Origin of the sequence: Nonomuraea guangzhouensis (assembly GCF_019396345.1) — a bacterium.
Taxonomy (GTDB): domain Bacteria; phylum Actinomycetota; class Actinomycetes; order Streptosporangiales; family Streptosporangiaceae; genus Nonomuraea; species Nonomuraea guangzhouensis.
Map to the genome: position 1 here is coordinate 1 of NZ_JAHKRM010000056.1, position 23,353 is coordinate 23,353.

A 23,353-nucleotide genomic window follows, 5' to 3' on the forward strand; every position below is an offset into this window, starting at 1 on the left:
GCGACCGGCTGCTGCTGGACGACGTCTTCCGCGGCCCCGGCGACGACCCGCTCGGGCGCCCGGCCGGCTACCGCGACGGCATCCGCAGCGTGCTGGTCGGCGTGGCCGCCACCCGCTCGGCCACCACGGGCCACGCCGTCCGCCTGACCGACGACGGCACCCGCCTGGCCGACGCCTGATCGACGTTATGTCCTTGATCGCTGGCGGGGCGAGGAGCCTGGCCCACCGGCCTGCGAACCATGCAGGACGACCTTGGCATCTCGTCCCAGTTCCAGATACATCCGGACATCGTCGAAGCGCAGGTCGCCCACCTCGATGACGTTGGGCAGCCGGCCCCACTCGCGGAAGCCGAGCCGCTCGTAGAGCTCGATCGCGCCGAGGTTGTTGCCGCGCGCTCCCAGCGTCAGGGTTTCGATGCCGGCCTGTCGTGCGTGGTCGATGAGTGCGCTCACGACCAGCCGGCCCAACCCGAGACCCCTCGCCGAGGGGTGCGCCATGATCTTCCCTATCTCGGCGGAGTGCCTGAAGATCTGCGCGGACTCCCGCATCCAGAGCCCCATTCCCTCGACCTGCCCGTCCACCAGGGCCAGCGCCAAGGCCGCATCATCGCGTTGTACGGCCTCGAGCACACCGGCCAGCCAGGCGTCGGCCTCGTCCCGGCCGGGTGGCTCCAGATAGCCGACCGCGCCGCCCGCCTCGACGACGGCCCGCAAGACCCTGTGGACCTCGGCACGGAGCGCTTCATCGGCGCTGACCGGCCAGAACAGCTCAATTTTCGGCTTCATAGCCAACCCATTATGGCGAGAAGTGCCGACATTCCCGGTCCAGGGTACGCCGAGGCCCCGGTTGCGGCGGGTGCCGCGAACCGGGGCCGGTGGGCGCTAGTCGTTGAGGAACAGTTCGATGACCGGTACGGCGACGTCGGGGCGTACAACGGGCAGGTCCATGGTCAGGACGTCCGGGGCCAGGCCACCCATCGTCGTGTTCCCGGCCGTCTGGGTGGGGTCGATGACCCGCGTACGGATCTCCGACGCGTCATGCAGGAACTGGGCGTACTTCACGCGCCCGGCCAGCCCCGGCAGGTGCAGGTGGCGGAACGGCCAGGTGAACACGTGCAGGTAGAGCCGGTTACCGCGCTGGGTGTAGCGGCAGTCGGGCGGCGCGGTGAAGCCGCTGGGGCCGCAGCCGTAGATGGAGCGGTTGTTCAGCCGCATCCAGGCGCCGATGTCATCGAGGGTCTGGGTGGCGCGCGGGTCGATCTGGCCGCGCCCGTCAGGGCCCACGTTGAGCAGCAGGTTGCCGCCCTTGGCGACGCTGTCGACCAGCATGCGTACGAGCAGCTCAGGGGACTTGTAGTCGAGATTGTCCCGGTCGTACCCCCAGCTGCCGTTGAGGGTCTGGCAGGCCTCCCACGGCACCTCGCGGCCGTCGACGGTCATCGGCCCGGCGGGCTGGTACTGCTCGGGGGTGACGAAGTCGCCGGGGATGTCGAGCCGGTCGTTGACGATGATCCCTGGCTGGAGCTCGCGCACCATCTCCAGCAACTCGGGAGAGCGCCAGTCGTCGGCGCCCTTGCCGCCCCACTCGCCCGGCCTGTTCTTGTAGGAGAAGTCGAAGAACAGGTAGTCGATCTGACCGTAGTCGGTGAGCAGCTCGCGTACCTGGGCGTGCAGGTAGTCGGCGTACTTGGAGACGTCGCGGCCCGCGGTGGCGGCCTTGTACGCCTCGTCGTCGCGCTGCGGGTGGCGGGAGTCGACGGGGAACTCGGGGTGGTGCCAGTCGATCAGCGAGTGGTAGAAGCCGACCTTCAGCCCTTCGGCGCGTACGGCCTCCACGAACGGCGCGATCAGGTCCTTGCCCCAGGGGGTGCGGGTCACCTTGTAGTCGGTGTACGCCGAGTCCCACAGGCAGAAGCCTTCGTGGTGCTTGGTGGTGAGGACGACGTAGCGCATGCCAGCCTCCTTGGCCAGCCGCGCCCATCGCACCGGGTCGTACAGGTCGGGCTCGAAGTGGTCGAAGTAGCGCTGGTAGTCCTCATCGGTCAACCGCTCGCGGTTCTTCACCCACTCATGACGGGCGGGGAGAGCGTACAGACCCCAGTGCACGAACATGCCGAAGCGGGATTCGGCGAACCAGGCGTGGTCCACGACATTCCTTTCAAGAGTTTTCACCTGCCGCCGAAACCGCTGGTCGCGATCCCGCGTACGAGATGTTTCTGCAAGGCGATGAGCAGCAGCCCGGTGGGCGCCATGGAGATCACAGAAGCGGCCATGATGAGGTTCCACTGGGTGCCCTGCTGGCCGAAGAAGAGATTCAGGCCCAAGGGGACGGTGGCCTTCTCATCCACTGAGTTGATGATGATCAGCGGCCACATGAAGCTGTTCCAGAAGTTGATGAACGTGAAGACCGCCAGCACCGCGAGCGCGGGCCGGATCAGCGGCAGCATGATGCTGGTGAAGACGCGCACCGCTCCCGCGCCGTCGATGCGGGCGCTCTCGGACATCTCTTCGGGGATGGTCAGGAAGAACTGGCGCAGCATGAACGTCCCGAAGGCGGTGAACGCCCAGGGGAAGATCAGGGCCTGGAAGGAGTCCACCCAGCCGAACCATTTCATCAGCATGAACATCGGCACGACCAGCACTTCCTGGGGGATCATCAGGGTGGCCAGGAAGAGCAGGAAGAAGCCGTCGCGACCGCGCCAGCGCAGCCGCGAGAAGGCGTACGCCGACATGGCCGACGCCACCAGCACCACGAGGGTGCCGCAGACGGCGACGGCGAACCCGTTGAGCACGAACCGCCCGAACGGGAGGTACTCAAACGCCTCGGTGTAGTTCTGCCATCGGAAGACCGACCCGAACAGGCTCGGCGGTTGCTCGAACACCTCGTCGGGGCGCTTGAACGAGGTGGCCAGCATGTACACCAGCGGCGACAGGAACGCGGCGGCCACCAGGTAGAGCGCGATGTGCGAGATGACCAGCCGGACGCGGCGGACGGCGTGATCAGACATCGTAGTTCACCCATCTGCGCTGGCCGGCGAACTGCACCGCGGTCACGCCCAGGATCAGCACGAACACGATCCAGGCCCCGGCGGACGCGAGTCCGAACTGATAGATCGAGAACCCCTTGTCGAAGACGAACATCATGAGGGTCTCGGTGTCATTGCCAGGCCCGCCGGCGGTCAGCAGGAACGGCTGGGTGAAGACCTGGAACGACGTGATGAGCGTCATGGTCGAGGCGAAGAACAGCGCCGGGGAGATCATCGGCAGCATGATGCGGAAGAACTGCCGCCACGGTCCCGCCCCGTCGATCTGCGCCGCCTCCAGCAGGTGCCGTGGGATGGCGTCCAGCGCGGCCGAGAAGACCAGCATGTTGTAGCCGAACCCCTGCCACACGCTCATCGCGACGACGGCGAACATGGCCCAGCCCTGCTCGCCGAGGAAGTTCGGCGCGTGCACGCCGGTGGCGGCGTACAGCGAGCCGTCGATCAGCCCGTTCGGCTGGTAGATCATCCGCCAGACGACCGCGTTGGCCACCATCGGCGTGACCACGGGCAGGAAGAACACCACCCGCAGCGCCTTGCGGCCCCTGATGCGCGGGCCCATCCACACCGCCAACCCCACCGAGACGATGAGGTTGAGCGGCAGGTAGAGCACCACGAACAGCAGCGTGTTGAACAGCGACCGCCGGAAGACGGGATCGGTGAACAGCGTCGTGAAGTTGTCCAGTCCGGTGAAGGCCCGCTCGCCCACCGCGGGCCACCGGAAGAAGGCCATCACCAAGGACAACACGATCGGGAAGAGGGTGAACACCGTCAACCCGAGGAGGCTGGGCCCGGCGAACAGGGCCGCGGCCCGCCCATCACGGCGCAGGCGCGGCGGTTTGGCGTCGGCGTGCACGTCGCTCCTTACGCCGGTGCCTGCTGTTGCACCTGGCTGAGTACTTCCGCCCCCGTGGACTGCCCGTTGAAGGCCTGGATGCCATACTGGGCCAGCAGTTTCTCCACCGGGTCCCAGTTACTGGTCGTCCGGAACGGCTTCGCGGAGGCGTTGGCGGCGTCGATGACGGGTTTCGAGCCCTCGAAGGCGTTCTCGTACCACTTGTTCTGTACGGACTTGCGCGCGGGATAGGCGCGCCCGACGGAGCCGAGCTGCCCGAGCACCTCGGCGCTGGTCATCGTGCTGACCGCCTTGAAAGCCTCGTCAGGGTAGGGGCAGGACTGGGAGATACCGAAGCCGGACCCGGCCGAGTAGCTCTTGGTCCCGTTCGGACCGGCGGGGATGGTGGCCAGGCCCACGTCGAACTTGGCCTGCGCCTTGAGCTCCAGAACGGACCAGGGGCCGTTCACCGACATCGCCGCGGTGCCGCCGAGGAACTGGGTCTCCGCCCAGTTGTTGTCCACGCCGGGCACCTTGGGTGCGACGCCCTGCTTGGCGGCCAGGTCCGCGTACCACTGGAAGCCGGCCTTCATCTGCTCGGTGGTGAGGGTGAGCTTGCCGGAGGAGTCCATCGGCTCGGCGCCCGTCTTGGAGAGGATCATCGAGAACATCCCCAGGGCCGACGGGTAGGCCACGAAGCCGTACTTGCCGCCGCCGGTCAGCTTCTTGGCCGCCGCCTCGAACTCCTCCACACTCCAGCCGACCTTCGGCGCCTCGACGCCGGCCGCCTTGAACATGTCCTTGTTGTAGGTGAGGATCAACGAGCCGACGTCGTACGGCAGCGCGTACTGCTTGCCGCCCGAGGCCAGCCCGGACATGATCGACGAGTCGAAGTCGCCGATGTCCAGGTTGTTCTTCTTGATCAGGTCGTCCAGAGGACGCATCCCACTGACGTAGCCACCTGTGCGCAGGCTCTGCATCGAGACGATGCACGCGGCGCTGCCGCCGGCCAGGCGGGTGCCGAGTTTGGTGAAGTAGTCCTTGAACGGGGACGTCTCGAGGGTGATCTTGATGTTCGGGTACTTCTGGGTGACCTGGTCGGCCACTTTCTGCCAGGCGTTTCGGTCTTCGGTTCCGGACGCCCACATCGACCAGTTGAGCGTCACCGCGCCGTTGCTCGCCTTGTTGCCTCCTGCCGACTCCTGGCTGCCGCCCCCGCAACCTGCTAATCCTCCCGCGATGACCACCGCTGTTGCGACCGCTAGTGATCTCCGACCGCCATGCATCCGCCTGCCCATCGCAGCTCCACTCAATAAGCTCGGGGCCGAGTTAATTGTTTCGAAACTAGGGCGTCGCAATCCGTAATGTCAATGAGATCTTGATAGGAAATATCCGATGACTGCTCGCCGAACGGCCGGTCGTGGTGATCTGACTCGCGTCGAGATCCTGGCGCTTCTCGGCACTGCGGGCGCCCTGGACCGCCGCCAGATCGCGGCCCGGCTCAAGCTCGGCGACGCGACCGTGCACGAACACACGCGACGCCTGCTGGCCAGCGGTTATCTGCGTACTCTCGCCCCGCAGGCCGGGGTGGTCGGGCGGCCGCGCATCCCGCTACAGGTCGTGCCGGAGGCCGCCGCGACCATCGGCGTACGGGTGGCCACCGACCACCTCGTAACCGTTGTAGCAGGACTGGACGGCCGGACGCTCACATCCGATGTATTGCCCTTCGACTGTCACGCAGACCCGACCTCCCAGATACTCAGGGTCATCGGCCAATGGTTGGCCGATCCCGCCGTCGGCCCCCGGCTCAAGGCCGCGGGCGTGGCCGTGCCTGCCTCCGTCGATGCGGGTTATATCCGGTTCTGTCCGCGTTTTGGGTGGAGCAACCTTCCCCTCGGTGAGCGGCTCCGTGCCGAGCTGCCGATCCCGGTGCTCGTCGACAACGACCTCATGGCCAGCACCACCGCCGAACTCCTGTACCGGACGGGACGTGACCACGACGACTTCCTGGTGCTCGGCATCGGCGACGGGGTGGGGATCGGGGCGGTCCTGCGGCGGCGGGTGCACCGCGACCCGAGCGGGCTGTCCGGCGAGTTCGGTCACACGCCGGTCGCCGCCACCGGCCCGCGCTGCGCGTGTGGCGCCCGGGGCTGTCTGGAGACGTTCACCAGCGACGACGGGATCCTGCGCGCCGCCCGTCGCGAGGGCCTCGCCGAGGCGTCCACCACCATCGAGGAGCTCCGCGCACGATGGGTCTCCGGTGAGCGGTCGCTGGCCGGGGTGCTCGCCGAGGTCGGCACCGTTCTCGGGCGGGCCGTCGCCGGCGTCGTCAACCTGCTCGGCACGCCCACCATCGCGGTCATCGGCGAGAACCACGTGCTCTGGCCGGGTCTGGAGCCCGGGTTCACCGCCGTGATGCGGACCAGCCAGGTCACCGCGGCCTACCGCGTCCAAGTGATCGTCCGTCCGTGGAGTGACGCCCAGCACGCGCTCGGCGCCGCCGGTCTGGCGCTCGCCGCTCCGGACACGCTTCTCGCCGGGTGACCAGTGTTCACTCCGGCGATGAGGCGTTCCAGGCGGCCGGGCTCTGCCGCCACTGCTCGATGGCCTGCCGGAGGGCCTCGCTCACCAGGAGAAGGAGTTCGGCGGAGGACTCGAAGCGGGCGCCCGCCGGGGTCGCGGCGCCGAGGATCTCGCTGCCGCGCTGCGACGCGGCCACCAGGGCCTGGTTCACCTCCACCGCCGCGACGATCGACCGGACCCAGATCCCGTCGTCGATGACGTAGCGTTCGCGGCGCCCGCCGGGAACCCGTTCGCGGCTGAGCAGTCCCTGCTGTTCGAGGTAGGTGACGGCGTGCGAGACCGACGCCGGGCTGACGCGAAGCCGCTGGACCAGCTCGGCGGCGGTGAGGCTGCCGGAGTCGGTGATGTACAGGCAGGCCATCACCCTGGCCACCATCCGGGCCATCCCCTGCTGCATGAGGAGCTCGGTGAAGGACTCAGTGAAGTCCTGGACGGCCTGGGGATCCCGCCCATGGCCGCTGTCGGGGACGGGTGGCGGCGGAGGCTGGGCCTGCTTGTGGCGGCGCGCACGGTGCCGGGTGGCCTCGTGCGCCCGGTCCGCCCCGTAATCGTCGGGTCCGCCGTTGCGGGTGACCTCGCGCATGATCGTCGAGGCGGGCCGCCCCAGACGCCGGCCGATCTCCGCGTATCCGTGACCCTCGACCAGCCACGTGGCGATGTGCTGTCGGTCCTGGCCGGTCAGTCTGCCTCCGGGCATCGGTGCTCGTCTCCTGTCGCTCGGCCTGCGCGAACAGTATGCATTCACTCGCAGGCCATTGCAATTCTGGTCTTGATCGTTCTTTGCATTCACTGTCAGGTCCATTGCAATAATTGGCTTATCTAACAGGCTCAATGCACTTCCATTGTCTGTTGACGCATTTCTAAACGCAATGTACTGTCGCAGGCGTTCAGCGATTCCCGAACGTTCGTGCGCGCAAGGAGATTCATGATGGGACAGAGCAACAGCGGCTTCTCCGAAGCGGGGCTGCGCAGGCTGCGTGGGGTGCTGGAGCGGCATGTGGAGTCGGGGAAGGTTCCCGGGCTCGTCGCTCTGGTCGGCCGGGGTGGCCAGACGCACGTCGAGGCGCTCGGGACGATGCGTCATGACGGTGGCGCGCCGATGCGCCGGGACACGATCTTCCGGATGGCGTCCACCTCCAAGCCGGTCGCGATGGCGGCGGCGATGGTCCTGCTGGACGAGTGCCGGCTGCGACTGGACGACCTGGTGGAGCAGTGGCTGCCCGAACTGGCCGACCGCCAGGTGCTGAAGCGGATCGACAGCCCGCTGGACGACACCGTCCCGGCGCGGCGGCCGATCACCGTACGGGACCTGCTCACCTCCACCTTCGGGCTCGGCATGGACATGACGGCGCTGGGCACCCCGATCATGGGCGCGATCTTCGAGCAGGGCCTCACCCCCGACCTGCCCGAGCCCATGCCCGGCCCGGACGAGTGGATCCGCCGCCTGGGCACACTCCCGCTGATGTACCAGCCCGGCGAGCGCTGGCAGTACCAGATCAGCCACGATGTGCTCAGCGTGCTGGTCGCCAGGGTCACCGGCCAGCCGTTCGAGACGTTCCTGCGCGAACGCGTCCTCGACCCGCTGGGCATGAAGGACACCGGCTTCCACGTGCCCGCCGACAAGATCGACCGGTTTCCGACCCTGTACGCCCCCGACCCGCAGAGCGGCGAGTTCCACGTGTGGGACGAGGCCGAAGACGGACGCTGGAGCAAGCCCCCGGCCTTCCAGGGCAGCGGCGGCGGACTGGTCTCCACCGTCGACGACTACCACGCCTACTTCCAGATGCTGCTCAACGGCGGCACGCACGCCGGCGAACGGATCCTGTCCCGGCCCGCCGTCGACCTGATGACCACCAACCGCCTCACCCCCGAGCAGAACGCCGCCCGCACCGCCATGGCCACCGACAACGTCCACCTGTCCTTCGGCCAAGGCCAGCACGGCGGCTGGGGCTTCGGCATGGCCGTCCGCACCTACCGCGGCGACTACGCCCCCATCGGCCAGTTCGGCTGGGACGGCGGCAGCGGCACCTCCACCTACGCCGACCCGCACCACCAGCTCACCGGACTCCTGCTCACCCAGGTCGGCATGACCGTCCCGAACGCGGCACACCTCATCCACGACTTCTGGACCACGCTCTACCAGGCGATCGACAACTGACATCGACCCGCGAGATCACCGAAGCCCTCGACGCCGCCTGACGGCCGGCGCCGAGGGCCCGGTGCCCGTGGGTGGCCTACGGTCGTCGGGCCACCAGGAGCAGCCGGGGGCTGCCGAGCCGGAACGGTGTGCCGTCGGCGTCGCCGTACAGTTCGACGCCGCTGAAGCCGGCCTCGGCGACCAGCCGGACGACCTCCGCCGCGGTGTAGACGTACTGCACGGAGGTCCCGCGGTGCTCCTCCGTACCCCGGCGGAAGGTGAAGGACGTGAGCCAGCGGCTGTTCGCCGTGTCGTACTCGTTGACCGAGACGGCCTCGACCCCGCCGAACGTCATCGGCGGCTCTTCCAGGGCCAGGTTCGGCAGCAGCGACTCGGCCACGAACCCGTAGTCCAGGATGAGCGTGCCGCCGGGCACGACGAGCCCGCGGAGGTCCGCGAGGAACCTTTGCGTGCCGGCATGCTCCAGGTAGCCGAAGGCGTTACCCATGCACATCGCCGCCTCGGCCCGGACGTCGGCGGGAAGCGCCCGCATGTCGCCTTGGCGCAGATCGAGGTCGAGCCGCTCGCCCGCGGCGGTGGCGCGGGCGTGGGCGATGGCCTCGGCCGAGACGTCCAGGCCGGTGACCTGGTAGCCGCGCCGGGCGAGTTCGAGGGCGTGTCGGCCGCTGCCGCAGGCCACGTCCAGCACCCGCGAACCGGGACGGAGCCCGGCCACGCGGGCGACGAAGCCGACCTCGGCGGCGGTCGTCCCCTCGGGTACGGCCGCCCGCCAGAAGGCGTTGGGCAGCTCGGTGAAGAAGTCCGCGTACCACGCGGACAGGGAGTCGTGCGACATTTCCGTGTGCTCCAGATCAGGTGCGCGGCGACCGGCGCCGCGCGGACGAGAGAATCTCCGCGAGATCCGGGGCACGACGAACCCGTGCGTTCACACGCACCGCACCGGCCGCTGGTACGGCCGTCTCGTCATCCGCCCCGGAGTGACCGGGCGGTGACCATGGCATCGCCTTCTCGTGATCGGCCGGGCCTGACCCGGCGGGAGCAACAGAGCCAGCGTACGATCCACCTCACCTGCTCTTCAACGGGATAACCGGCGGATTACCGCCGGCCCGGCTAAGAGGCGGATTCGTCGTCGTGGAAGATGACGATCCGTGCGGTGTGCCGGTCGTCCTCGATCGGTTCGCCCGGTGATCGGCGGCCGGTGGCCAGGATGTCGCCGGTGCGGGGGTCGACGACCCGGTAGGCCATGGGCAGCTCGTCATCCTGCTTGGCGCGGAGGGCGCCGCCGTGTTCTTGGTAGACGACGTGCAGACGGCCGGCCACGCGCAGGGTTCGCGGGCTGATGAAGGTCTGCCAGTCCGGCTCCATGTCGGTGGTGGGCAGGCCGTCGAGGATCTTGCCGAGGAGGCCGACGTAGGTGGATCCCGCGAAGTCGAGGGACTCGCGCCAGCCGCCGGAAGGGGCAAGGAAGTACGGTTCGTGGCCGGGTTCGCCGTCGTGCAGCTTCCACTGCCAGATGTTGGCGGCACCGTAGACCACGCCCATGGTGCCGCCCGCGCACAGGTTGCTCCACGCCTCGTGGCCCTGCCACCAACCGGCGGCATTGGTGGCCGAGCGGGTCTGCTCGTAAGTCGGCTCGCCGTTGGCGACGGCTTTGACGGGGGTGTTGCGCCACATGTCGGCCACCCGTTCGGGGACGTGCTCGCCGCCGTGACCGGTCTGGCACCACTGGAAGTCCAGCCACTCGGCGTCCTGCCAGGCCCGGTTGTCGCCGTGAGGGCGGTAGTGGATGCCGGTGGGCTGGGTGTAGCAGTCCCATTCGTGGACCTCGGCGCCGCCGGCCGGGATCTGCGGTTCGTGGCCGGAGCCGTCGGCTCCGACCAGGTAGATCGCCGGTCGGGCGCCGTAGCGGGCCACCAGGTAGCGGCAGTAGCGGGCGTACTCGGCGGGCGGGACGACGGTCCCGGCCACGTCCAGGCCCTTCCAGCCGAACCCCTGGAAGACCGGCTGCAGCACGGGGACGATCTCATGCTCGACGAGGATGTCCAGCAGCCGGTCCAGGTACTGGAAGTAGGCGGGGTTGAGGGCGTTGATGTGGCCGCTGGGCAGGTCCTCGAAGGCGACGTCGAACCCCGTGTCGGCGCCGCGGTCACGCGGTCCGACCGCGCGCATGTCGGGCTGGACGGACATGAGCAGCACCGCGTTGAAGCCCTTGGCCTGCCGGTCGGCCGCGTACACGCGCACCTGTTCCTCGGTGGCGCGCCAGGGCAGCCCCCAGGCGGTGTCGGCCACGAGGATCGCCGGGGTGCCGTCGGCGTGGACGAGGTTGCGTCCGCCCGGTGACATCGTCCAGAAGCCGTGGCGCTGGAAGCGGTTCGTCGCCGGGCCGCCGGGTTCGACCTCGACGAACCCGGTCGCGCCGCGAAGGCCGGGGTCGTCGAGAGACGCGTCGGACGTCCATTGCCATCGCCCGTGCGGCAGCGGCGAGCTGAAGCGGATGCGCCAGGTGCGGCCGCCGTCGTGGAAGGCGGGCCGGCGCAGGGTGAGGCCGTCGTCGTGGGTGAATTCGGCCCAGACGTCCACACCGGTGTAGGCGTCGGGGATATCGGTGGAGGCGGTGAGGGTGATCTCCGCCTCGCGCCAGGCGCCGCGGACTTGAGTGACGTCGCCCATCAGCCGTCGACCTCGGCGCTCAGCAGGGCCTTGCGGGCGATGCGCTGCGCGGCCAGGGCGTCCTGGCGGGCCTGGGCCTCGGCGAGGGCGTCGACGTCGAGGATCTGCAGGGCGCGCCAGATGGTACGCATGACCTCGACGCCGGCGCGGGCCGCCTCGACGGAGTCCTCGCGGAAGGGGAACTGGTCGAGCTGCCAGACGCCCTGCCAGCCGGCCTGGCGCAGGGTGTGGAAGAACTCGAAGGTCTCCACCAGGTGGATGGAGCCGACGACCATGTCGTCGTCCCAGCCGCGGAAGTTGTCGTTGACGTCGATGGCGTACAGGCGGTCGTGGTCGAGGATGAGCTGGGCGGCGTCGGCGGGCGATTCCAGGCCGTAGAGGGAGTGGCCGAAGTCGAGCAGGATGCCGACGTTGGGCACGTCCATCTTCTCGATGGCCAGCAGGGTGCGGGCCGCGGAGGAGAAGGTCATGCGGTTGCGCGGCTCGCGCGGCTTGTACTCGATGGCGAAGCGCAGGTCGGGATGGCGCTGCGCGAGCTCGCGTACGGCGTCGATGGACATCGCCCACAGGGCCTTGTAGTCGGCCTGGAAGGGGTAGTCCCAGCCGTCCTGACCGGGCCAGAGCTTGACGTAGTCGCAGCCGAGCCGGCGGGACAGGTCCGCCGCGTCGCTGACCAGCTCGATCGCGGCGCGCCTGACCTCGGGGTCGGGGTTGGTGAAGCCGCCGCGGCTGAACTTGCGGGTGTAGATCTCGGGCGTCAGGGCGATGGCGCGCAGCCCGTTGGCCTTCAGCCGCTCTTCCAGCAGCGTCACGTCGAGGTCGGCGGGGTTGAACGGGTAGTTGATGTCGACGACGGACAGGCTGCCGACCTGGCCGGCCCGGTCGATGGCCTCCAGCGTGGAGACGGGCGGGCCGTAGCCGTCGGTGGCGTAGCGGTCGCGGAACTGGCCGAAGTGCCAGAGTCCCGCGCCGTAGAGAGGTTCTGCGGACATGGAACGGTTTCCTATCCCTTGACGGCGCCGGCCAGGGCGCCTTGCGTGAAGAATCGCTGGAACATCAGGTAGACGATGAGAACGGGGAGAATGGACATGATGATGAAGGCGTTGAGCTGGCCGTAGTTGGAGGCGAACTGCGACTGGAAGGCCTGCAGCGCCAGCGGCACGGTGCGCACCTCCTGGTCCTGCAGCAACACCAGGGCCATGCCGTACTCATTCCAGGTCGCGACGAAGTCCAGGATGAACAGCGCGGCCAGCGCCGGCTTGGCGAGCGGCAGGCACACGCTCAGGAACAACCGCCAGTTGCCCGAGCCGTCGATGCGGGCGGCCTCGTCGAGCTCGTGCGGCAGTGAGCGGAAGAACCCGTACAGGAAGAACACCTGGTAGGGGATGCCGAAGGCGAGATACGGCAGGATGATGCCGTTGGTGGAGTTCAGCAGGCCCATGCTCGACAGCGTGGTGAACATCGGGGCGAGGGCCACCTGGACCGGGACCATCGACCCCAGGGTGATCACGATGAGCAGGGCCCGATGCCGCTTGAAGCGCAGCCGGGCGATCGCGAAGGCGGCGGCGGCCGACACCAGCAGACCCAGTGGCACCTTGATGAGCGCGATGTAGGCGCTGTTGGCGGCAACGGTCCACAACTCGCCGCGTTCGGCGGCGTTGGCGTAGTTGTCCCAGTGCCACACCTCCGGCAGGGCCCAGATGGAGCCGCGGCCGATCTCGGCGGTGGACTTCAACGACGTCAGGACCATGAAGGCGAACGGCGCCAGCCAGATCAACGCGCTGATGACCAGGGCGATCCACAGCCCGATGAGCGGGTAGTTGGTACGGCGGACAGCGGTCATCGCTCGTCCTCCTTCAGTGTCCACATCAGGTACGGCAGCACGAGCGCCAAGGTGATCAGGAGCAGGACGACGGCGAGGGCGTTGCCGCCGCCGAAGTTGTGGTTGATGAACGACTGGCTGTACGACCACAGGGCCAGGACCTGGCTGGACTGGGCGGGACCGCCGTTGGTCATGCCGACGATGAGGTCGAACACCTTCAGCGAGCTGATCACGGTCAGGACCAGCACGACCGTGAAGGTGGGCCGCAGAGCCGGCAGGGTGACGTTGCGGAAGGTCTGCCAGGCGGAGGCGCCGTCGAGCTTGGCCGCCTCCACCAGGTCGGTGGGCACCGTCTGCAGCCCGGCCAGGAAGAGCACCATGGAGAAGCCGGTGGTCTGCCAGACGAAGGCGACAAAGACCGAATAGAGGGCGATCTGCGGGTCGCCGAGCCAGTCCTGAATCCACGACGACAGGCCGAGCGAGGTCATCGTGCCGTTCACCAGGCCGGAGTTCGGGTTGTACATCCAGGTCCACATGGTCGCCACGGCGATCGAGGCGAGTACGGCGGGGATGTAGAACGCCGACCGCAGCAGGTTGCGTCCCAGCAGCCTGCGGTTGAGCGCCAGGGCGAGCAGCAGGGCCAGCACGGTGGGCACGATGAGCGACAGCACCACCCAGATGACGCTGTTGCGCAGGGCGGTGTGGAAGACGGTGTCGTTGGTGAGGATGTCCCGGTAGTTGGCCAGTCCCGCCCACACCTGCGGCACGGTGGGGAAGCCGTTCCACCGCATGAAGCTCAGGTAGACGGCCGAGACGATGGGGAACAGCAGGAACACCGCGTACAACGCCAAGGCCGGAGCCAGGAATGGCAGCGCGCCCAGGATCGGCATCTTCCCCCGTCTTCGTCGGGGACGGTGATGGAGATGATCGGTGGGGCGTGGCGTGGCCGGGGCGGTGGACACGGTGGCCATGGCCGCTCCTTGTCGGTTGATTGTTCGGTGCCGGTGGGGCCTGGCAGGTCAGTTCTTGTGGGTGTCGATGAACTTCTGCAGCAGCGCGCCGGCTTCCTTGGGCTCGATGGAGCCGCTGGTGACCCCGTTCTGGATGCGCCAGTACTCGGTCGTCACGTCCGTCGGGAAGTTCTGGTCGTTGTTGAGGAAGAAGCCCTTGGCCGTGCCGGTGAGCTGGGCGATCTGGGCGTTGATCGGCTGAGGGGCGTTGGCCGACTTGCTCTCCTTGTTGACCGGCAGGGAGGAGAAGACGCCCAGGTACTTCCCCTCGACCGGCGCGGAGGAGAGGTAGTCCAGGAACTTGGCGGCCTCGTCGGGGTGCTTGCTGCTCTTGCTGATGTACATGCCTTCGAAGAAGCCGTAGAGCCGGCCGGTGCCCGTCGGCATCGGGAAGACGCCGATGTTGTTCTGATCGTCGCCGGCGTCGACGTTCTGCTGGGTGAACCAGTCGCCTTCGAGCTGCATCGCCGACTTGCCGGAGTTGAACAGGGCGGCCGCCTCGGCCGCCGGCAGCCCGGCGAAGCCCTTGTTGAAGTAGTTGGCGGCCCACTGCTTGAGCTGCTCGAAGGACTTGTCGACGCAGGGCTGGCCGGTCCAGCTCGTCGCGCGGGTGTTGAGCTTGTCGCCCAGCTCGGCGCCGCAGTTGGTCTCGATGAAGGTGTCCAGCAGGCGCATGACGTGCCAGTTGTCCTTGCCGCCCATGGAGATCGGCGTGAGGCCGGCGGCCTTGAGCTTCTGCGCCGCCGTGGCCCACTCCTCATAGGTGGTGGGCGGTGCGCTGATGCCCGCCTTGGCGAACTGGTCCTTGTGGTAGTAGACGACCTCTGTCCGCTGCGTCCAGGGGATGCCGTGGTGGCCGCCGTACTGGGTGAACGCGGACAGGGTGGCGGCGTTGAACCGGTTGTTCCACTGGTACTGCTGGTAGTACTTGCTGAGGTCGAGGCTCACACCGGACTTGACCAGCTCACCCCCGAGACCGGGGCCTGCCCAGTTGTAGTAGATGTCCGGACCCGAGGCGCTGCCGGCCGTGGTGCGCAGCGCGTCCTTGTGGGCGTCCACGGCTCGGTACTGCAGATCTACCTTGATGTTCGGGTTTTGCTTCTCGAAGTCGGCGATGATCGACTTCAGTGCGGCGGACGCGGTGTCGGCGTTCTGTGTGACCATCCACCAGCTCAGCTTGACCTGGCCCCCGCCCCCGCTGGTCGCACCGGTGTCTTGCACGCGGCCGCTGCAAGCGGTCAGCAGCAGCACGGAGGCCGTCAGCGCCGCGGCTTTCGTCGGGATGTTCATGTGCGTCTCCAAGAGCCGGGGAGAGGAGCGTTGGGTAGCGATTTCGTGAGGCTCGCTCGGGTACGTCAACGTCGTCTCGCGACGTTTCCGCTGGTCGGAGGACCATCGTAAGAGCGAAAGCAGAGTGTGAATATCTATTCAATGCTGCTTTGCTATTCAGCCGGAATGTAACGTCGGCGACATGCGCCCGTCAAGGAGGCGGCGCGTAAGCGATCATCACCTCCTCGTTGACACGAATCCGCCGACGGTCGTAGCTTCTAGTTATGTCTAGTCGCTATGGAATATCTATTCACATGAGTGATGCCGATGCTCGCCCCTGATCTGGTGCGGGCGGCCGCCTACCGCAAGACGGTCGAGCGCATCCGGGAGACCGACCCGGAGACCGCCGCGGCAGAGCTGGACCGGTTGGCCACGGACGTGCGCCGGAGCGTCATCCGGACCATCGGCCGGGCCGGCATGGGACACATCGGCGGCGATCTGTCGGTGACCGACATCTTGGCGTCCTGTTTCTACGGAGCGTTGTCCGTCGACCCTGAGCGTCCGCACTGGCCGGGGCGCGACCGGTTCGTGCTGAGCAAGGGCCACTGTGCCGCCGCGCTCTACGCCACCTTGGCCCAGTGCGGCTTCTTCGCGCCGGCGGAGCTGGAGACGTTCATGGCGCCGCTGTCGGCGTTGAACGGCCATCCCAACCGGCTCAAGGTGCCTGGCGTCGAGACCAACACCGGCGCGCTCGGGCACGGCCTGCCGGTGGCCACCGGCTGTGCGCTGGCGGCCAAGCTGGACGGCGTCAGTTGGCGCACGTTCGTCGTGCTGGGGGACGGTGAGCTGCAGGAAGGCAGCAACTGGGAGGCCGCGATGGCCGCCTCTCACCATGGCCTGTCGTCGCTGACGGCGATCGTCGATCGCAACCGGCTGCAGCAGGGCGCCAGGACGGAGGAGACCAACGCTCTCGGCGCTCTGGGGGACAAGTGGCGCAGCTTCGGCTGGGAGGTGCGCGAGGTCGACGGCCATGACCACCTGGCGCTGCTGCGGGCGCTGAACGGCTCGCGCACCGGCCGGCCGGTCGTCGTCATCGCCAACACGATCAAGGGGAAGGGCGTTTCGTTCATGGAGGACAGGGTGGAGTGGCACCACAAGGTGCCCAGCCCGGAACAGGTCGAGACGGCGCTCGCGGAGCTGGCCCGATGACCCTCACCGAGCAGCAGGCCGTCTTCGACTGCCGCCAGGACTTCGCCGACGAGTTGCTGGCCCTGGCCGGCGCTGATGAGCGGATCGTGGCGGTGTGCAACGACTCGGTGGGCTCCAGCAACCTCGTCGGGTTCCGTGAGCGCTATCCCGACCGCCTGATCAACGTCGGCATCGCCGAGCAGGATCTCGTGGGCGTGGCCGCCGGCCTGGCGAACGCGGGCAAGATCCCGTTCGTCTGCGCGGCGGCGCCGTTCCTGACCGGACGGGCCCTGGAGCAGATCAAGGCCGATGTCGCCTACAGCGAAGCCCATGTCGTGCTCTGCGGGCAGAGTCCCGGCATGGCCTACGGCGAGCTGGGGCCGACCCATCATTCGATCGAGGACCTGTCCTGGATGCGGGCGATCGCGAACCTGGACGTGATCATCCCGGCCGACCCGGTGCAGACCCGGGCCGCCGTACGCTGGGCCGCGGCCTCGCGAAGGCCCTCCTACCTGCGCATCCCACGCTTCAAGGTGCCGGTCGTCACTCCGGATGACGCGCCGTTCGAGCCGCGCCGCGCCGTGCTGTTGCATGACGGCGGCGACGCCACCGTCATCGCGATCGGCTCGCTGACCTCCCGCGCTCTGGAGGCGGCGGCCCGGCTGCGCGTAGAGGGCGTGTCGGTGCGGGTGCTCAACATGCCCTTCCTGGAGCCGCTGGACGAGGACGCGGTCGTCGCGGCGGCCCGCGAGACCGGCCGGATCGTCACGGCCGAGGAGGCCACGGTCAGCGGGGGCCTGGGCGCGGCGGTGTCGGCGGCCGTCGTCACCCACCACCCGGTCCCGATGCGGATCCTCGGCGTGCCCCGCGTGTTCGCGCCGACCGGTGACACCGCTTTCCTGCTCGACCACTTCGGGCTGTCGGCCGAGGGCATCGTGGCCGCGGTGAAGGACCTGCTGCGCCATGGCTAGCCTGCGACGGACCCGACGAAAAGCCGGCCGGTGGCGGCCTTGACGAGTTCGGCTCTTTCGGTGGCAGGGTCGATGATGGCCAGGTCCGCGGTCCAGTCGAGGCCGACCACGAGCCGGGTTCCGCTGAACGTCATCCCCTCTCGGATCGCGTCCTTGAGGTAGCCGCCGGAGATACGGCGGTCCTTGGCCGGGTCCTTGGGGGACAGGAGGAGCAGGGCCGGGTCCTCGTCGTCGTTCCACAGGGCGGCGACCTGTCCATCCGCTGACGCGCCCAGGGCGCCCGCCCACGACGGAGCCGGAGCCGCAACTGCGCGGGTGGGCTTGAGGCCGAGGTCGTACAACTGGAGCAGGCCGCAATCTGCCGAGAGGACGGCCGGCGCGTCGCGCAGTTCGCCGGCCGGCGCGGTGAGGGGGAACCCGGGGTGGGTGGCGGCTCGGGCGGCCACGATCACCAGCGCGAGAGGCAGCCCTGCACACCGGGCGATGATCTCATCTACTGCTTGGGGCTCGGCTGCCATCCGGGCCGGCCCGAGGCGGTGGACCAGCAACTCGCGTGCCTCGGCGTCGGACAGGCGAACGCCGGCACCTCCGCCGGGAGCTGGGCCGGCTGCGGACGCTCCGATACGTGAACATCCCGTGGCCTGGGCACTGAGGGAAGCGTCGGTACGGAGTTCGGCGCGTCGGCTGCGAGAGTGACCGCTTCTCCGCGGAGGATGGCCGTGTGCAGTGAGCGCAGCTCAGGACCGGGCTGAGCGCCGAGTTCGTCGTCGATTCGCCGGCACGCCCTCGCGTAAACCTCCAGAGCTTCGGCACCGCGGCCGGCCAGGCTCAGAGCCTGCATCAGCCGGGCCACCAAGGACTCCGCCATCGGGTAGCGGACGATCAGCTCCTCAAGGTGCTCGATCACCGGGGAGTACCGGCCCAGTTCCAGCTCTGCCTCGGCCCAGTCGGTCAACGCACCCAGCCGCTGTTGCCGGAGCCCCTCGCGGACCCGCGCCGCCCACCCCCCAGCCATACTGTCCAGTGGGGAAGACCGCCACAGGCCCACGGCCTCGGCGAGCAGGGCGGCGCGCTCCGGCCGGTGGCGGTGGTGGGCGCGGGCCTGTTCGACCAGCCGGCGAAACCGGTGAAGGTCGATGCGCTCGATGTCCATGATCAACTGGTAGCCGTCCGCCCGGCTCTTCGCTCATGAGTTGGCCTTTCCGGTGTTCAGGACGACGTTGAGAACCTCGATGGCTTGGGCGGTGGCGGCGCGCGCGGCGTGGGTGTCGCGGACCGGGTTGAGCATCATGAAGTCGTGGAGGGTGCCGTTGTAGCGGACGCTGGTGGTCGGCACGCCGGCCGCGGTGAGCTTGCGGGCGTAGGCCTCGCCCTCGTCGCGCAGCACGTCGTTCTCGTCGACGATGACGAACGCCGGCGGCAGCCCTGCCAGGTCCTCCAGGCCGGCGCGCAGTGGTGAGGCGGTGATCTCGGCGCGCTGTGCGGGGTCGGTGGTGTAGGCGTCCCAGAACCAGGCCATGGCCTTGGCGGTCAGGTACGGGCCGTGGGCGAACTCGCGGTAGCTGCCGGTGTCCTGGCCGGCGTCGGTGACCGGGTAGTACAGCGACTGGTGCGCGAAGGTCACGTCTCCGCGCCGCTTGGCCAGGATGGCCAGCGCGGCGGTCATGTTGCCACCGACCGAGTCGCCGGCCACCGCCAGCCGGGAGGCGTCCAGCCCTTCGTCCGCGCCGTGCCGGGTGATCCACTGGGCGGTGGCGTAGGCCTGCTCGATCGCGACCGGGTAGCGGGCTTCGGGCGAGCGGTCGTACTCCACGAAAACGACCGCGGCGTTCGCGCCGACAGCCAGTTCGCGGACGAGGCGGTCGTGGGTGCCGGCGTTACCGAGGACCCAGCCGCCGCCGTGGACGTACAGGACGGTGGGCAGCGCGGCGGTCGTGCCGGCCGGCTTGACGATACGTACTCGTACGTCGCCGACCTCGGCCGGCACCGTGATCCACTTCTCGTCCACCTCGGGCTTGTCGACCGGGGCTGACTGGAGGTCGTCGAGGACCTTGCGGGCACCTTCTACGCCCAGCTCGTACAGGAATGGCGGCTTGGAGGTCGCGTCGGCGAGCTCCTGCGCCGCCGGCTCCAGGACGTGGTTATTCATGCGGAATTCTCCGTTTCCGTTCGGGGCGACTCACCCTTTTAGACCCGACAGCCCCCGGATCCGTGACACCGGGGATCGAGAGGGAGGAGCTGTCATGAACCCGCGCGGCACCGGCCTTTGAGCGGTATGGTGCTGATCTTTTTGCGGGACACGATGTCGAACTTCGCGAAGATTTTGCGTAGGTGCCATTCGACTCAGCGGCGCGCTTGCGTACCACCAAACCGGTGGCTTGAAGCCCGTGCCGGGCGCGTTCCGCGAACGCGATAGAGGGCGAGCTTGTCGGCTCCGGCCCGTTCGGCGATCTGCCGAGCCCGTTCGTCATCCGGACGAGAGGAGCGCCTGTCAGGCCATGAGCTGGTTCCGTTGAGCCGTGGTCAGCCGCGCGACCACCAACTCGTAGGAGTGATCGATCAGCTCCAGCAGTTCCTCCTCCGGCACCGAGCCGTCGAGGGCTACGGTGTTCCAGTGCCGCTTGTTGAGGTGGTAGCCCGGCGTGATCGCGGCATAGCGACCGCGCAGATCGGCGGCCAGGCCGGGATCACACTTGAGGCTGACGCTCCCCGGCGCAGGACCCAGCGGCACCAGCGCGAACATCCGCCCGGCCACCTTGAACACAGCCACCTCGTCGCCGAACGGGTAGTCCTCCGCCGCTCCGGGCTTGGCCAGGCACTCCGTGATCACCCGGTCGCGCGATGAGCTGTGCACCATCACCTGCCCACCTGCCCGTTCTCCAGCTCCGGGGTGGGGGCGGTCGTCAACGCCCGCCGCAAGGACAATGGTCAGCCCTGCTGAGCCTGCGGTTGGCTGATGTTGACCATCCACGGCACGCCGAATTGGTCGACGCACATGCCGAACTCGTCGCCCCAGGCCTGCTTCTGCATGGGCATCGTGACGGAACCGCCCGCGGACAGCCCTTCCCAGTAGCCGCGCAGGAGGTCGGCGTCGTCGCCGCTGAGACTCACCGAAGCGCCCGCCATGGGCTCGAATCGCATGTCGCCGATGACGTCGCTGGCCATGATCGTGTAGCCGGCGTCCGTCTCCAGCATCGCGTGCATGATCCGGTCGGCATCCGGTGAGTCCGTGGCGCCGAACTCGGCGAAGGTGTTGAGGGCGAGGTTGCCGCCGAACACGTTCGCGTAGAACTCCATCGCCTGACGGGCGTTGCCGTTGAACACCAGGTATGGGTTGAGCCGTGAGGACATGATTTCCTCCAGGAACCATGGGATTCGGATGAGAGCCTGATCAGTTGTGACGAAGCAGGTGAGGACTACGCTACCTAGTGGGCAATCACAAGGGCCGTGTCGCGGATGGCGCGGGCGGCGTTGATCAGGCCGATATGGCTGAAGGCTTGCGGGAAGTTCCCGACGGGTTCGCCTGTGGCGGAGTCGACCTCTTCGGCCAGCAGGCCGACGTCGTTGGCGTACGAGGCCGCAGTCTGGAACACCCGCTTGGCCGGGTCGCTCTCGCCCGCGAGTGCCAGGGCGTGGGCCAGCCAGAAGGTGCACAACAGAAACGTGCCCTCTTCTCCCGGGAGTCCATCGGCGGCGTGGTATCGGTGCACCAGGCCGCGGGCGTCGGTCAGGTGGGTGGCAACGGCGTTCACGGTGGCCCGGACGCGTGGGTCGTCGCCGGGCAGGAATCCGACCATGGGCATCATCAGCACGGACGCGTCCAGATCGGCGGCGGCGAATGCCTGGGTGAAGGCCCCCACCTGGTGGTTCCATCCGTGGGTCAGGATCGCGGTGCGGATCTGTTCGCGGGCGCGTGTCCAGCCGGCGACGCGGCTGGTGGCTCCCAGCAGGGGCGCCAGGGTGATCGCCCGGTCCAGGCCCACCCAGCACATGAGCTTCGAGTGGAGGAAGTGCCGGCTGGGGCCTCGTATCTCCCAGAGGCCCTGGTCCGGCTCGCTCCAGTGGTGGGCGGCCGCGTCGGCCACGCCGATCAGGAAGGAGCGGGTGAGCGTGTCGAGCGGGCCCGCGTCCTGGTAGATCTGGTGGGCCGCGTCGAGCAGTTCCCCGTAGATGTCGATCTGGCGCTGCCGCCAGGCGTCGTTGCCGACGCGTACCGGGGCGCTGCCCCGCCAGCCGCTCAGGTGGGTCAGAGGCCGCTCGCTCAGGTCCCGCTCGCCGCCGACGCCGTACATGATCTGCAGGTCGACGTCGTGGTCGAGTTGGGTGGCCGAGGCGCGGGCGAGGAAGGCGAAGAACGCGGTCTCCTCCATCTCGCATGCCGCCGTGGCCAGCGCCTGCAGGGTGAAGCTGGTGTCGCGGATCCAGGTGTAGCGGTAGTCCCAGTTCCGCTCTCCGCCGATGCTCTCGGGCAGGGAGGTGGTGGCCGCCGCGACGATGGCCCCGGTGGGGGCGAACGTCAGCGCTCGCAGCACCCGGCCGCTCTGGCCGACCTGGTCCTGCCAGGGGCCTTGGTAGCGCGCGTGCAACCGGGACCAGGAGCGCCAGCCGGCGACGGTGTCCTTGAGGCGGCGGCGGATGTGCCGGGGGTTCAGACACGGTTGTTCGGGACCCCATGCCCAGCCGGCCCGCAGAGCCAGCCCCAGGCGTTCTCCCGCTCGCAGGGTGTGGGTGGTGTCGGCGACCGCACCGCTCACGCGCAGGTCGATGGGCGTCGACATGGTGAGGACGTGGGCGCCGCCGTGCGCGATCAGGCCGCCGCGGACCGGTTCTATCAGTGGCTTGACGAGCCCGAACTCGGGCCGGGGCGCGTACACCACCTCCACGGGCACGCGTCCTTCGACGCAGGTCACCTGGCGTAGGAGAACGCCGGGTGAGGACGCGCCCATCGAGTGGCCGCGTTCTCCGTGGCCCAGCGCGAGGGCGTCCACGAGGACCACGGTTCCGTCCGGGCCACGGAAGGTGGTCTCCAGCACCAGGCTGTCGTCCAGATACCTGCGGGTGATCTCTGTGGGCCGGGTGGGCCGGATGGACCAGTATCCGGCGGTCTCGTCGAGCAGCCGGGCGAAGATCGATGGGCTGTCGAAGCGCGGCATGCAGAGCCAGTCCACCGAACCGTCGGAGGTGACCAGGGCCGCGGATCGGCAGTCCCCCAGCAGGGCGTGGTCGCTGATCGGCCTGGTGCTCAAGGGAGCCTCATCCACTCGGCGATGATCGCGGGGTTTGCGCCGCTCGGAGGGGAGGCGGCGGCTCGGCCGGGGTCTTGTGGTGGCGCAGCCGGATGGCGTACGCGAGTGCGGACCCGGCGAAGAGCACGCCGGTGATCAGCAGCCAGCGGCCGAGGTACGGGTTCGTGTGCAGCCCCGTCGACCGGTGGTAGTTGCCCTCGGCCAGCCGGAGGATGAGGGGGAACCAGATGAGGAGCAGCAGCCCGGACAACGCGACCGGTACGCGCAGGTAATTGATCGAGGCTGGCCAGGTGGCGGTGCCGGACGGTCGCCGGCGGCGACGCCACGGCCGCCGTTGCGCGGCGACGTCGGCGAGGGCGTACAGCGGGTACAGCAGGAGGTCGTGGATGATCGCCGCGCCGACGAACCACACCAGGAAGCCGATCCAGATGCCCGCGGCGACGACGCGGCCGGCGGCGTATCCGGCCAGGGCGAAGCAGGCGAGCAGCGCCAGCAGATGCAGCGGGTCGGCCCCGTATTGGCGGGCCATCCTCCTGCGGATCCGGGAAGGCATGTCGTCAC

The 23,353-nt window shown here is 68.6% G+C and carries 23 protein-coding genes; 4 read left to right on the top strand and 19 right to left on the bottom strand.

Features of this window, described 5'->3' with window-relative positions:
- Positions 1 to 185: 185 nt before the first annotated feature.
- The 5 genes from KME78_RS59705 to KME78_RS59725 form a co-directional block, all read right to left on the bottom strand.
- A complete protein-coding gene (locus tag KME78_RS59705; protein WP_219539214.1) occupies positions 186 to 785 on the bottom strand; it encodes a GNAT family N-acetyltransferase in 600 nt (199 codons plus the stop codon).
- Positions 786 to 881: 96 nt separating this feature from the next.
- On the bottom strand, positions 882 to 2,147 hold the full coding sequence (locus KME78_RS59710; RefSeq protein WP_308127568.1) for an alpha-L-fucosidase: 1,266 nt from the start codon (positions 2,145 to 2,147) through the stop codon (positions 882 to 884).
- Between the two features lie 20 nt (positions 2,148 to 2,167).
- On the bottom strand, positions 2,168 to 3,007 hold the full coding sequence (locus KME78_RS59715; protein ID WP_219539216.1) for a carbohydrate ABC transporter permease: 840 nt from the start codon (positions 3,005 to 3,007) through the stop codon (positions 2,168 to 2,170).
- Positions 3,000 to 3,896: a carbohydrate ABC transporter permease gene (locus tag KME78_RS59720; RefSeq protein WP_219539217.1), complete on the bottom strand. Its 897-nt coding sequence runs from the start codon at positions 3,894 to 3,896 to the stop codon at positions 3,000 to 3,002. The genes KME78_RS59715 and KME78_RS59720 overlap by 8 nt, the downstream gene beginning before the upstream one ends.
- Positions 3,897 to 3,904: 8 nt before the next feature.
- On the bottom strand, positions 3,905 to 5,041 hold the full coding sequence (locus tag KME78_RS59725; protein WP_219539218.1) for an ABC transporter substrate-binding protein: 1,137 nt from the start codon (positions 5,039 to 5,041) through the stop codon (positions 3,905 to 3,907).
- Positions 5,042 to 5,270: 229 nt separating this feature from the next.
- Between KME78_RS59725 and KME78_RS59730 the strand changes: the two genes are divergently transcribed.
- Positions 5,271 to 6,419 carry an ROK family protein gene (locus KME78_RS59730; RefSeq protein WP_219539219.1) on the top strand — a complete coding sequence of 383 codons (1,149 nt, stop codon included), beginning with the start codon at positions 5,271 to 5,273 and terminating at the stop codon, positions 6,417 to 6,419.
- A 7-nt stretch (positions 6,420 to 6,426) separates the two neighbouring features.
- Here KME78_RS59730 and KME78_RS59735 read toward each other — a convergent pair whose 3' ends face one another.
- On the bottom strand, positions 6,427 to 7,155 hold the full coding sequence (locus tag KME78_RS59735; RefSeq protein ID WP_219539220.1) for a GbsR/MarR family transcriptional regulator: 729 nt from the start codon (positions 7,153 to 7,155) through the stop codon (positions 6,427 to 6,429).
- A gap of 231 nt (positions 7,156 to 7,386) precedes the next feature.
- On the opposite strand from KME78_RS59735, the gene KME78_RS59740 reads away from it, so the two are divergent.
- On the top strand, positions 7,387 to 8,616 hold the full coding sequence (locus KME78_RS59740; protein WP_219539253.1) for a serine hydrolase domain-containing protein: 1,230 nt from the start codon (positions 7,387 to 7,389) through the stop codon (positions 8,614 to 8,616).
- Positions 8,617 to 8,692: 76 nt separating this feature from the next.
- Here the strand turns inward: KME78_RS59740 and KME78_RS59745 are convergent, their stop codons facing one another.
- From KME78_RS59745 to KME78_RS59770, 6 genes are all read right to left on the bottom strand, one after another.
- The gene (locus KME78_RS59745; protein ID WP_219539221.1) at positions 8,693 to 9,451 is read right to left on the bottom strand and encodes a class I SAM-dependent methyltransferase; all 759 of its coding nucleotides are present in this window, start codon (positions 9,449 to 9,451) and stop codon (positions 8,693 to 8,695) included.
- A 275-nt stretch (positions 9,452 to 9,726) separates the two neighbouring features.
- Entirely contained in the window at positions 9,727 to 11,286 is a 1,560-nt protein-coding gene (locus tag KME78_RS59750; RefSeq protein ID WP_219539222.1) for a glycoside hydrolase family 140 protein, read from the bottom strand.
- Positions 11,286 to 12,278, bottom strand: a complete 993-nt coding sequence (locus KME78_RS59755) for a sugar phosphate isomerase/epimerase family protein (RefSeq protein ID WP_219539223.1) — start codon at positions 12,276 to 12,278, stop codon at positions 11,286 to 11,288. Before KME78_RS59755 ends, KME78_RS59750 begins: the two co-directional genes overlap by 1 nt.
- 11 nt (positions 12,279 to 12,289) lie before the next feature.
- A complete protein-coding gene (locus tag KME78_RS59760) occupies positions 12,290 to 13,129 on the bottom strand; it encodes a carbohydrate ABC transporter permease (protein ID WP_219539224.1) in 840 nt (279 codons plus the stop codon).
- Positions 13,126 to 14,079: a carbohydrate ABC transporter permease gene (locus KME78_RS59765; RefSeq protein WP_219539225.1), complete on the bottom strand. Its 954-nt coding sequence runs from the start codon at positions 14,077 to 14,079 to the stop codon at positions 13,126 to 13,128. Before KME78_RS59765 ends, KME78_RS59760 begins: the two co-directional genes overlap by 4 nt.
- 48 nt (positions 14,080 to 14,127) lie before the next feature.
- Entirely contained in the window at positions 14,128 to 15,408 is a 1,281-nt protein-coding gene (locus KME78_RS59770) for an ABC transporter substrate-binding protein (RefSeq protein ID WP_219539226.1), read from the bottom strand.
- A gap of 306 nt (positions 15,409 to 15,714) precedes the next feature.
- Here KME78_RS59770 and KME78_RS59775 point away from each other — a divergent pair, with 306 nt between their 5' ends.
- Positions 15,715 to 16,596, top strand: a complete 882-nt coding sequence (locus KME78_RS59775) for a transketolase (protein ID WP_219539227.1) — start codon at positions 15,715 to 15,717, stop codon at positions 16,594 to 16,596.
- Positions 16,593 to 17,546 (top strand): transketolase family protein, encoded by a 954-nt coding sequence (locus tag KME78_RS59780; RefSeq protein ID WP_219539228.1) that lies wholly within the window; start codon positions 16,593 to 16,595, stop codon positions 17,544 to 17,546. Before KME78_RS59775 ends, KME78_RS59780 begins: the two co-directional genes overlap by 4 nt.
- Here the strand turns inward: KME78_RS59780 and KME78_RS59785 are convergent.
- From KME78_RS59785 to KME78_RS59815, 7 genes are all read right to left on the bottom strand, one after another.
- The gene (locus KME78_RS59785) at positions 17,543 to 18,064 is read right to left on the bottom strand and encodes a hypothetical protein (protein WP_219539229.1); all 522 of its coding nucleotides are present in this window, start codon (positions 18,062 to 18,064) and stop codon (positions 17,543 to 17,545) included. The two genes, KME78_RS59780 and KME78_RS59785, sit on opposite strands and share 4 nt — an antisense overlap.
- Positions 18,040 to 18,699, bottom strand: a complete 660-nt coding sequence (locus tag KME78_RS59790; protein ID WP_219539230.1) for an AfsR/SARP family transcriptional regulator — start codon at positions 18,697 to 18,699, stop codon at positions 18,040 to 18,042. Before KME78_RS59790 ends, KME78_RS59785 begins: the two co-directional genes overlap by 25 nt.
- Before the next feature lie 33 nt (positions 18,700 to 18,732).
- On the bottom strand, positions 18,733 to 19,695 hold the full coding sequence (locus KME78_RS59795) for an alpha/beta hydrolase (RefSeq protein WP_219539231.1): 963 nt from the start codon (positions 19,693 to 19,695) through the stop codon (positions 18,733 to 18,735).
- A 342-nt stretch (positions 19,696 to 20,037) separates the two neighbouring features.
- Entirely contained in the window at positions 20,038 to 20,403 is a 366-nt protein-coding gene (locus KME78_RS59800) for an MmcQ/YjbR family DNA-binding protein (protein WP_219539232.1), read from the bottom strand.
- A gap of 71 nt (positions 20,404 to 20,474) precedes the next feature.
- Complete coding sequence (locus tag KME78_RS59805; RefSeq protein ID WP_219539233.1) at positions 20,475 to 20,897, bottom strand: VOC family protein; 423 nt, start codon at positions 20,895 to 20,897, stop codon at positions 20,475 to 20,477.
- Positions 20,898 to 20,971: 74 nt separating this feature from the next.
- Positions 20,972 to 22,807, bottom strand: a complete 1,836-nt coding sequence (locus KME78_RS59810) for a glycoside hydrolase family 15 protein (RefSeq protein ID WP_219539234.1) — start codon at positions 22,805 to 22,807, stop codon at positions 20,972 to 20,974.
- The gene (locus KME78_RS59815; protein ID WP_219539236.1) at positions 22,800 to 23,345 is read right to left on the bottom strand and encodes a hypothetical protein; all 546 of its coding nucleotides are present in this window, start codon (positions 23,343 to 23,345) and stop codon (positions 22,800 to 22,802) included. The genes KME78_RS59810 and KME78_RS59815 overlap by 8 nt, the downstream gene beginning before the upstream one ends.
- Between the last annotated feature and the right edge of the window lie 8 nt (positions 23,346 to 23,353).

What these genes read in the sequence shown, in the direction of transcription:
- KME78_RS59705 (WP_219539214.1), bottom strand. Translation starts at nt 785, where the DNA reads ATGAAGCCGAAAATTGAGCTGTTCTGGCCGGTCAGCGCCGATGAAGCG.
- KME78_RS59715 (WP_219539216.1), bottom strand. Translation starts at nt 3,007, where the DNA reads ATGTCTGATCACGCCGTCCGCCGCGTCCGGCTGGTCATCTCGCACATC.
- KME78_RS59730 (WP_219539219.1), top strand. Translation starts at nt 5,271, where the DNA reads ATGACTGCTCGCCGAACGGCCGGTCGTGGTGATCTGACTCGCGTCGAG.
- KME78_RS59735 (WP_219539220.1), bottom strand. Translation starts at nt 7,155, where the DNA reads ATGCCCGGAGGCAGACTGACCGGCCAGGACCGACAGCACATCGCCACG.
- KME78_RS59740 (WP_219539253.1), top strand. Translation starts at nt 7,387, where the DNA reads ATGGGACAGAGCAACAGCGGCTTCTCCGAAGCGGGGCTGCGCAGGCTG.
- KME78_RS59745 (WP_219539221.1), bottom strand. Translation starts at nt 9,451, where the DNA reads ATGTCGCACGACTCCCTGTCCGCGTGGTACGCGGACTTCTTCACCGAG.
- KME78_RS59750 (WP_219539222.1), bottom strand. Translation starts at nt 11,286, where the DNA reads ATGGGCGACGTCACTCAAGTCCGCGGCGCCTGGCGCGAGGCGGAGATC.
- KME78_RS59755 (WP_219539223.1), bottom strand. Translation starts at nt 12,278, where the DNA reads ATGTCCGCAGAACCTCTCTACGGCGCGGGACTCTGGCACTTCGGCCAG.
- KME78_RS59760 (WP_219539224.1), bottom strand. Translation starts at nt 13,129, where the DNA reads ATGACCGCTGTCCGCCGTACCAACTACCCGCTCATCGGGCTGTGGATC.
- KME78_RS59765 (WP_219539225.1), bottom strand. Translation starts at nt 14,079, where the DNA reads ATGGCCACCGTGTCCACCGCCCCGGCCACGCCACGCCCCACCGATCAT.
- KME78_RS59770 (WP_219539226.1), bottom strand. Translation starts at nt 15,408, where the DNA reads ATGAACATCCCGACGAAAGCCGCGGCGCTGACGGCCTCCGTGCTGCTG.
- KME78_RS59775 (WP_219539227.1), top strand. Translation starts at nt 15,715, where the DNA reads ATGCTCGCCCCTGATCTGGTGCGGGCGGCCGCCTACCGCAAGACGGTC.
- KME78_RS59780 (WP_219539228.1), top strand. Translation starts at nt 16,593, where the DNA reads ATGACCCTCACCGAGCAGCAGGCCGTCTTCGACTGCCGCCAGGACTTC.
- KME78_RS59785 (WP_219539229.1), bottom strand. Translation starts at nt 18,064, where the DNA reads ATGGCAGCCGAGCCCCAAGCAGTAGATGAGATCATCGCCCGGTGTGCA.
- KME78_RS59790 (WP_219539230.1), bottom strand. Translation starts at nt 18,699, where the DNA reads ATGGACATCGAGCGCATCGACCTTCACCGGTTTCGCCGGCTGGTCGAA.
- KME78_RS59795 (WP_219539231.1), bottom strand. Translation starts at nt 19,695, where the DNA reads ATGAATAACCACGTCCTGGAGCCGGCGGCGCAGGAGCTCGCCGACGCG.
- KME78_RS59800 (WP_219539232.1), bottom strand. Translation starts at nt 20,403, where the DNA reads ATGGTGCACAGCTCATCGCGCGACCGGGTGATCACGGAGTGCCTGGCC.
- KME78_RS59805 (WP_219539233.1), bottom strand. Translation starts at nt 20,897, where the DNA reads ATGTCCTCACGGCTCAACCCATACCTGGTGTTCAACGGCAACGCCCGT.
- KME78_RS59815 (WP_219539236.1), bottom strand. Translation starts at nt 23,345, where the DNA reads ATGCCTTCCCGGATCCGCAGGAGGATGGCCCGCCAATACGGGGCCGAC.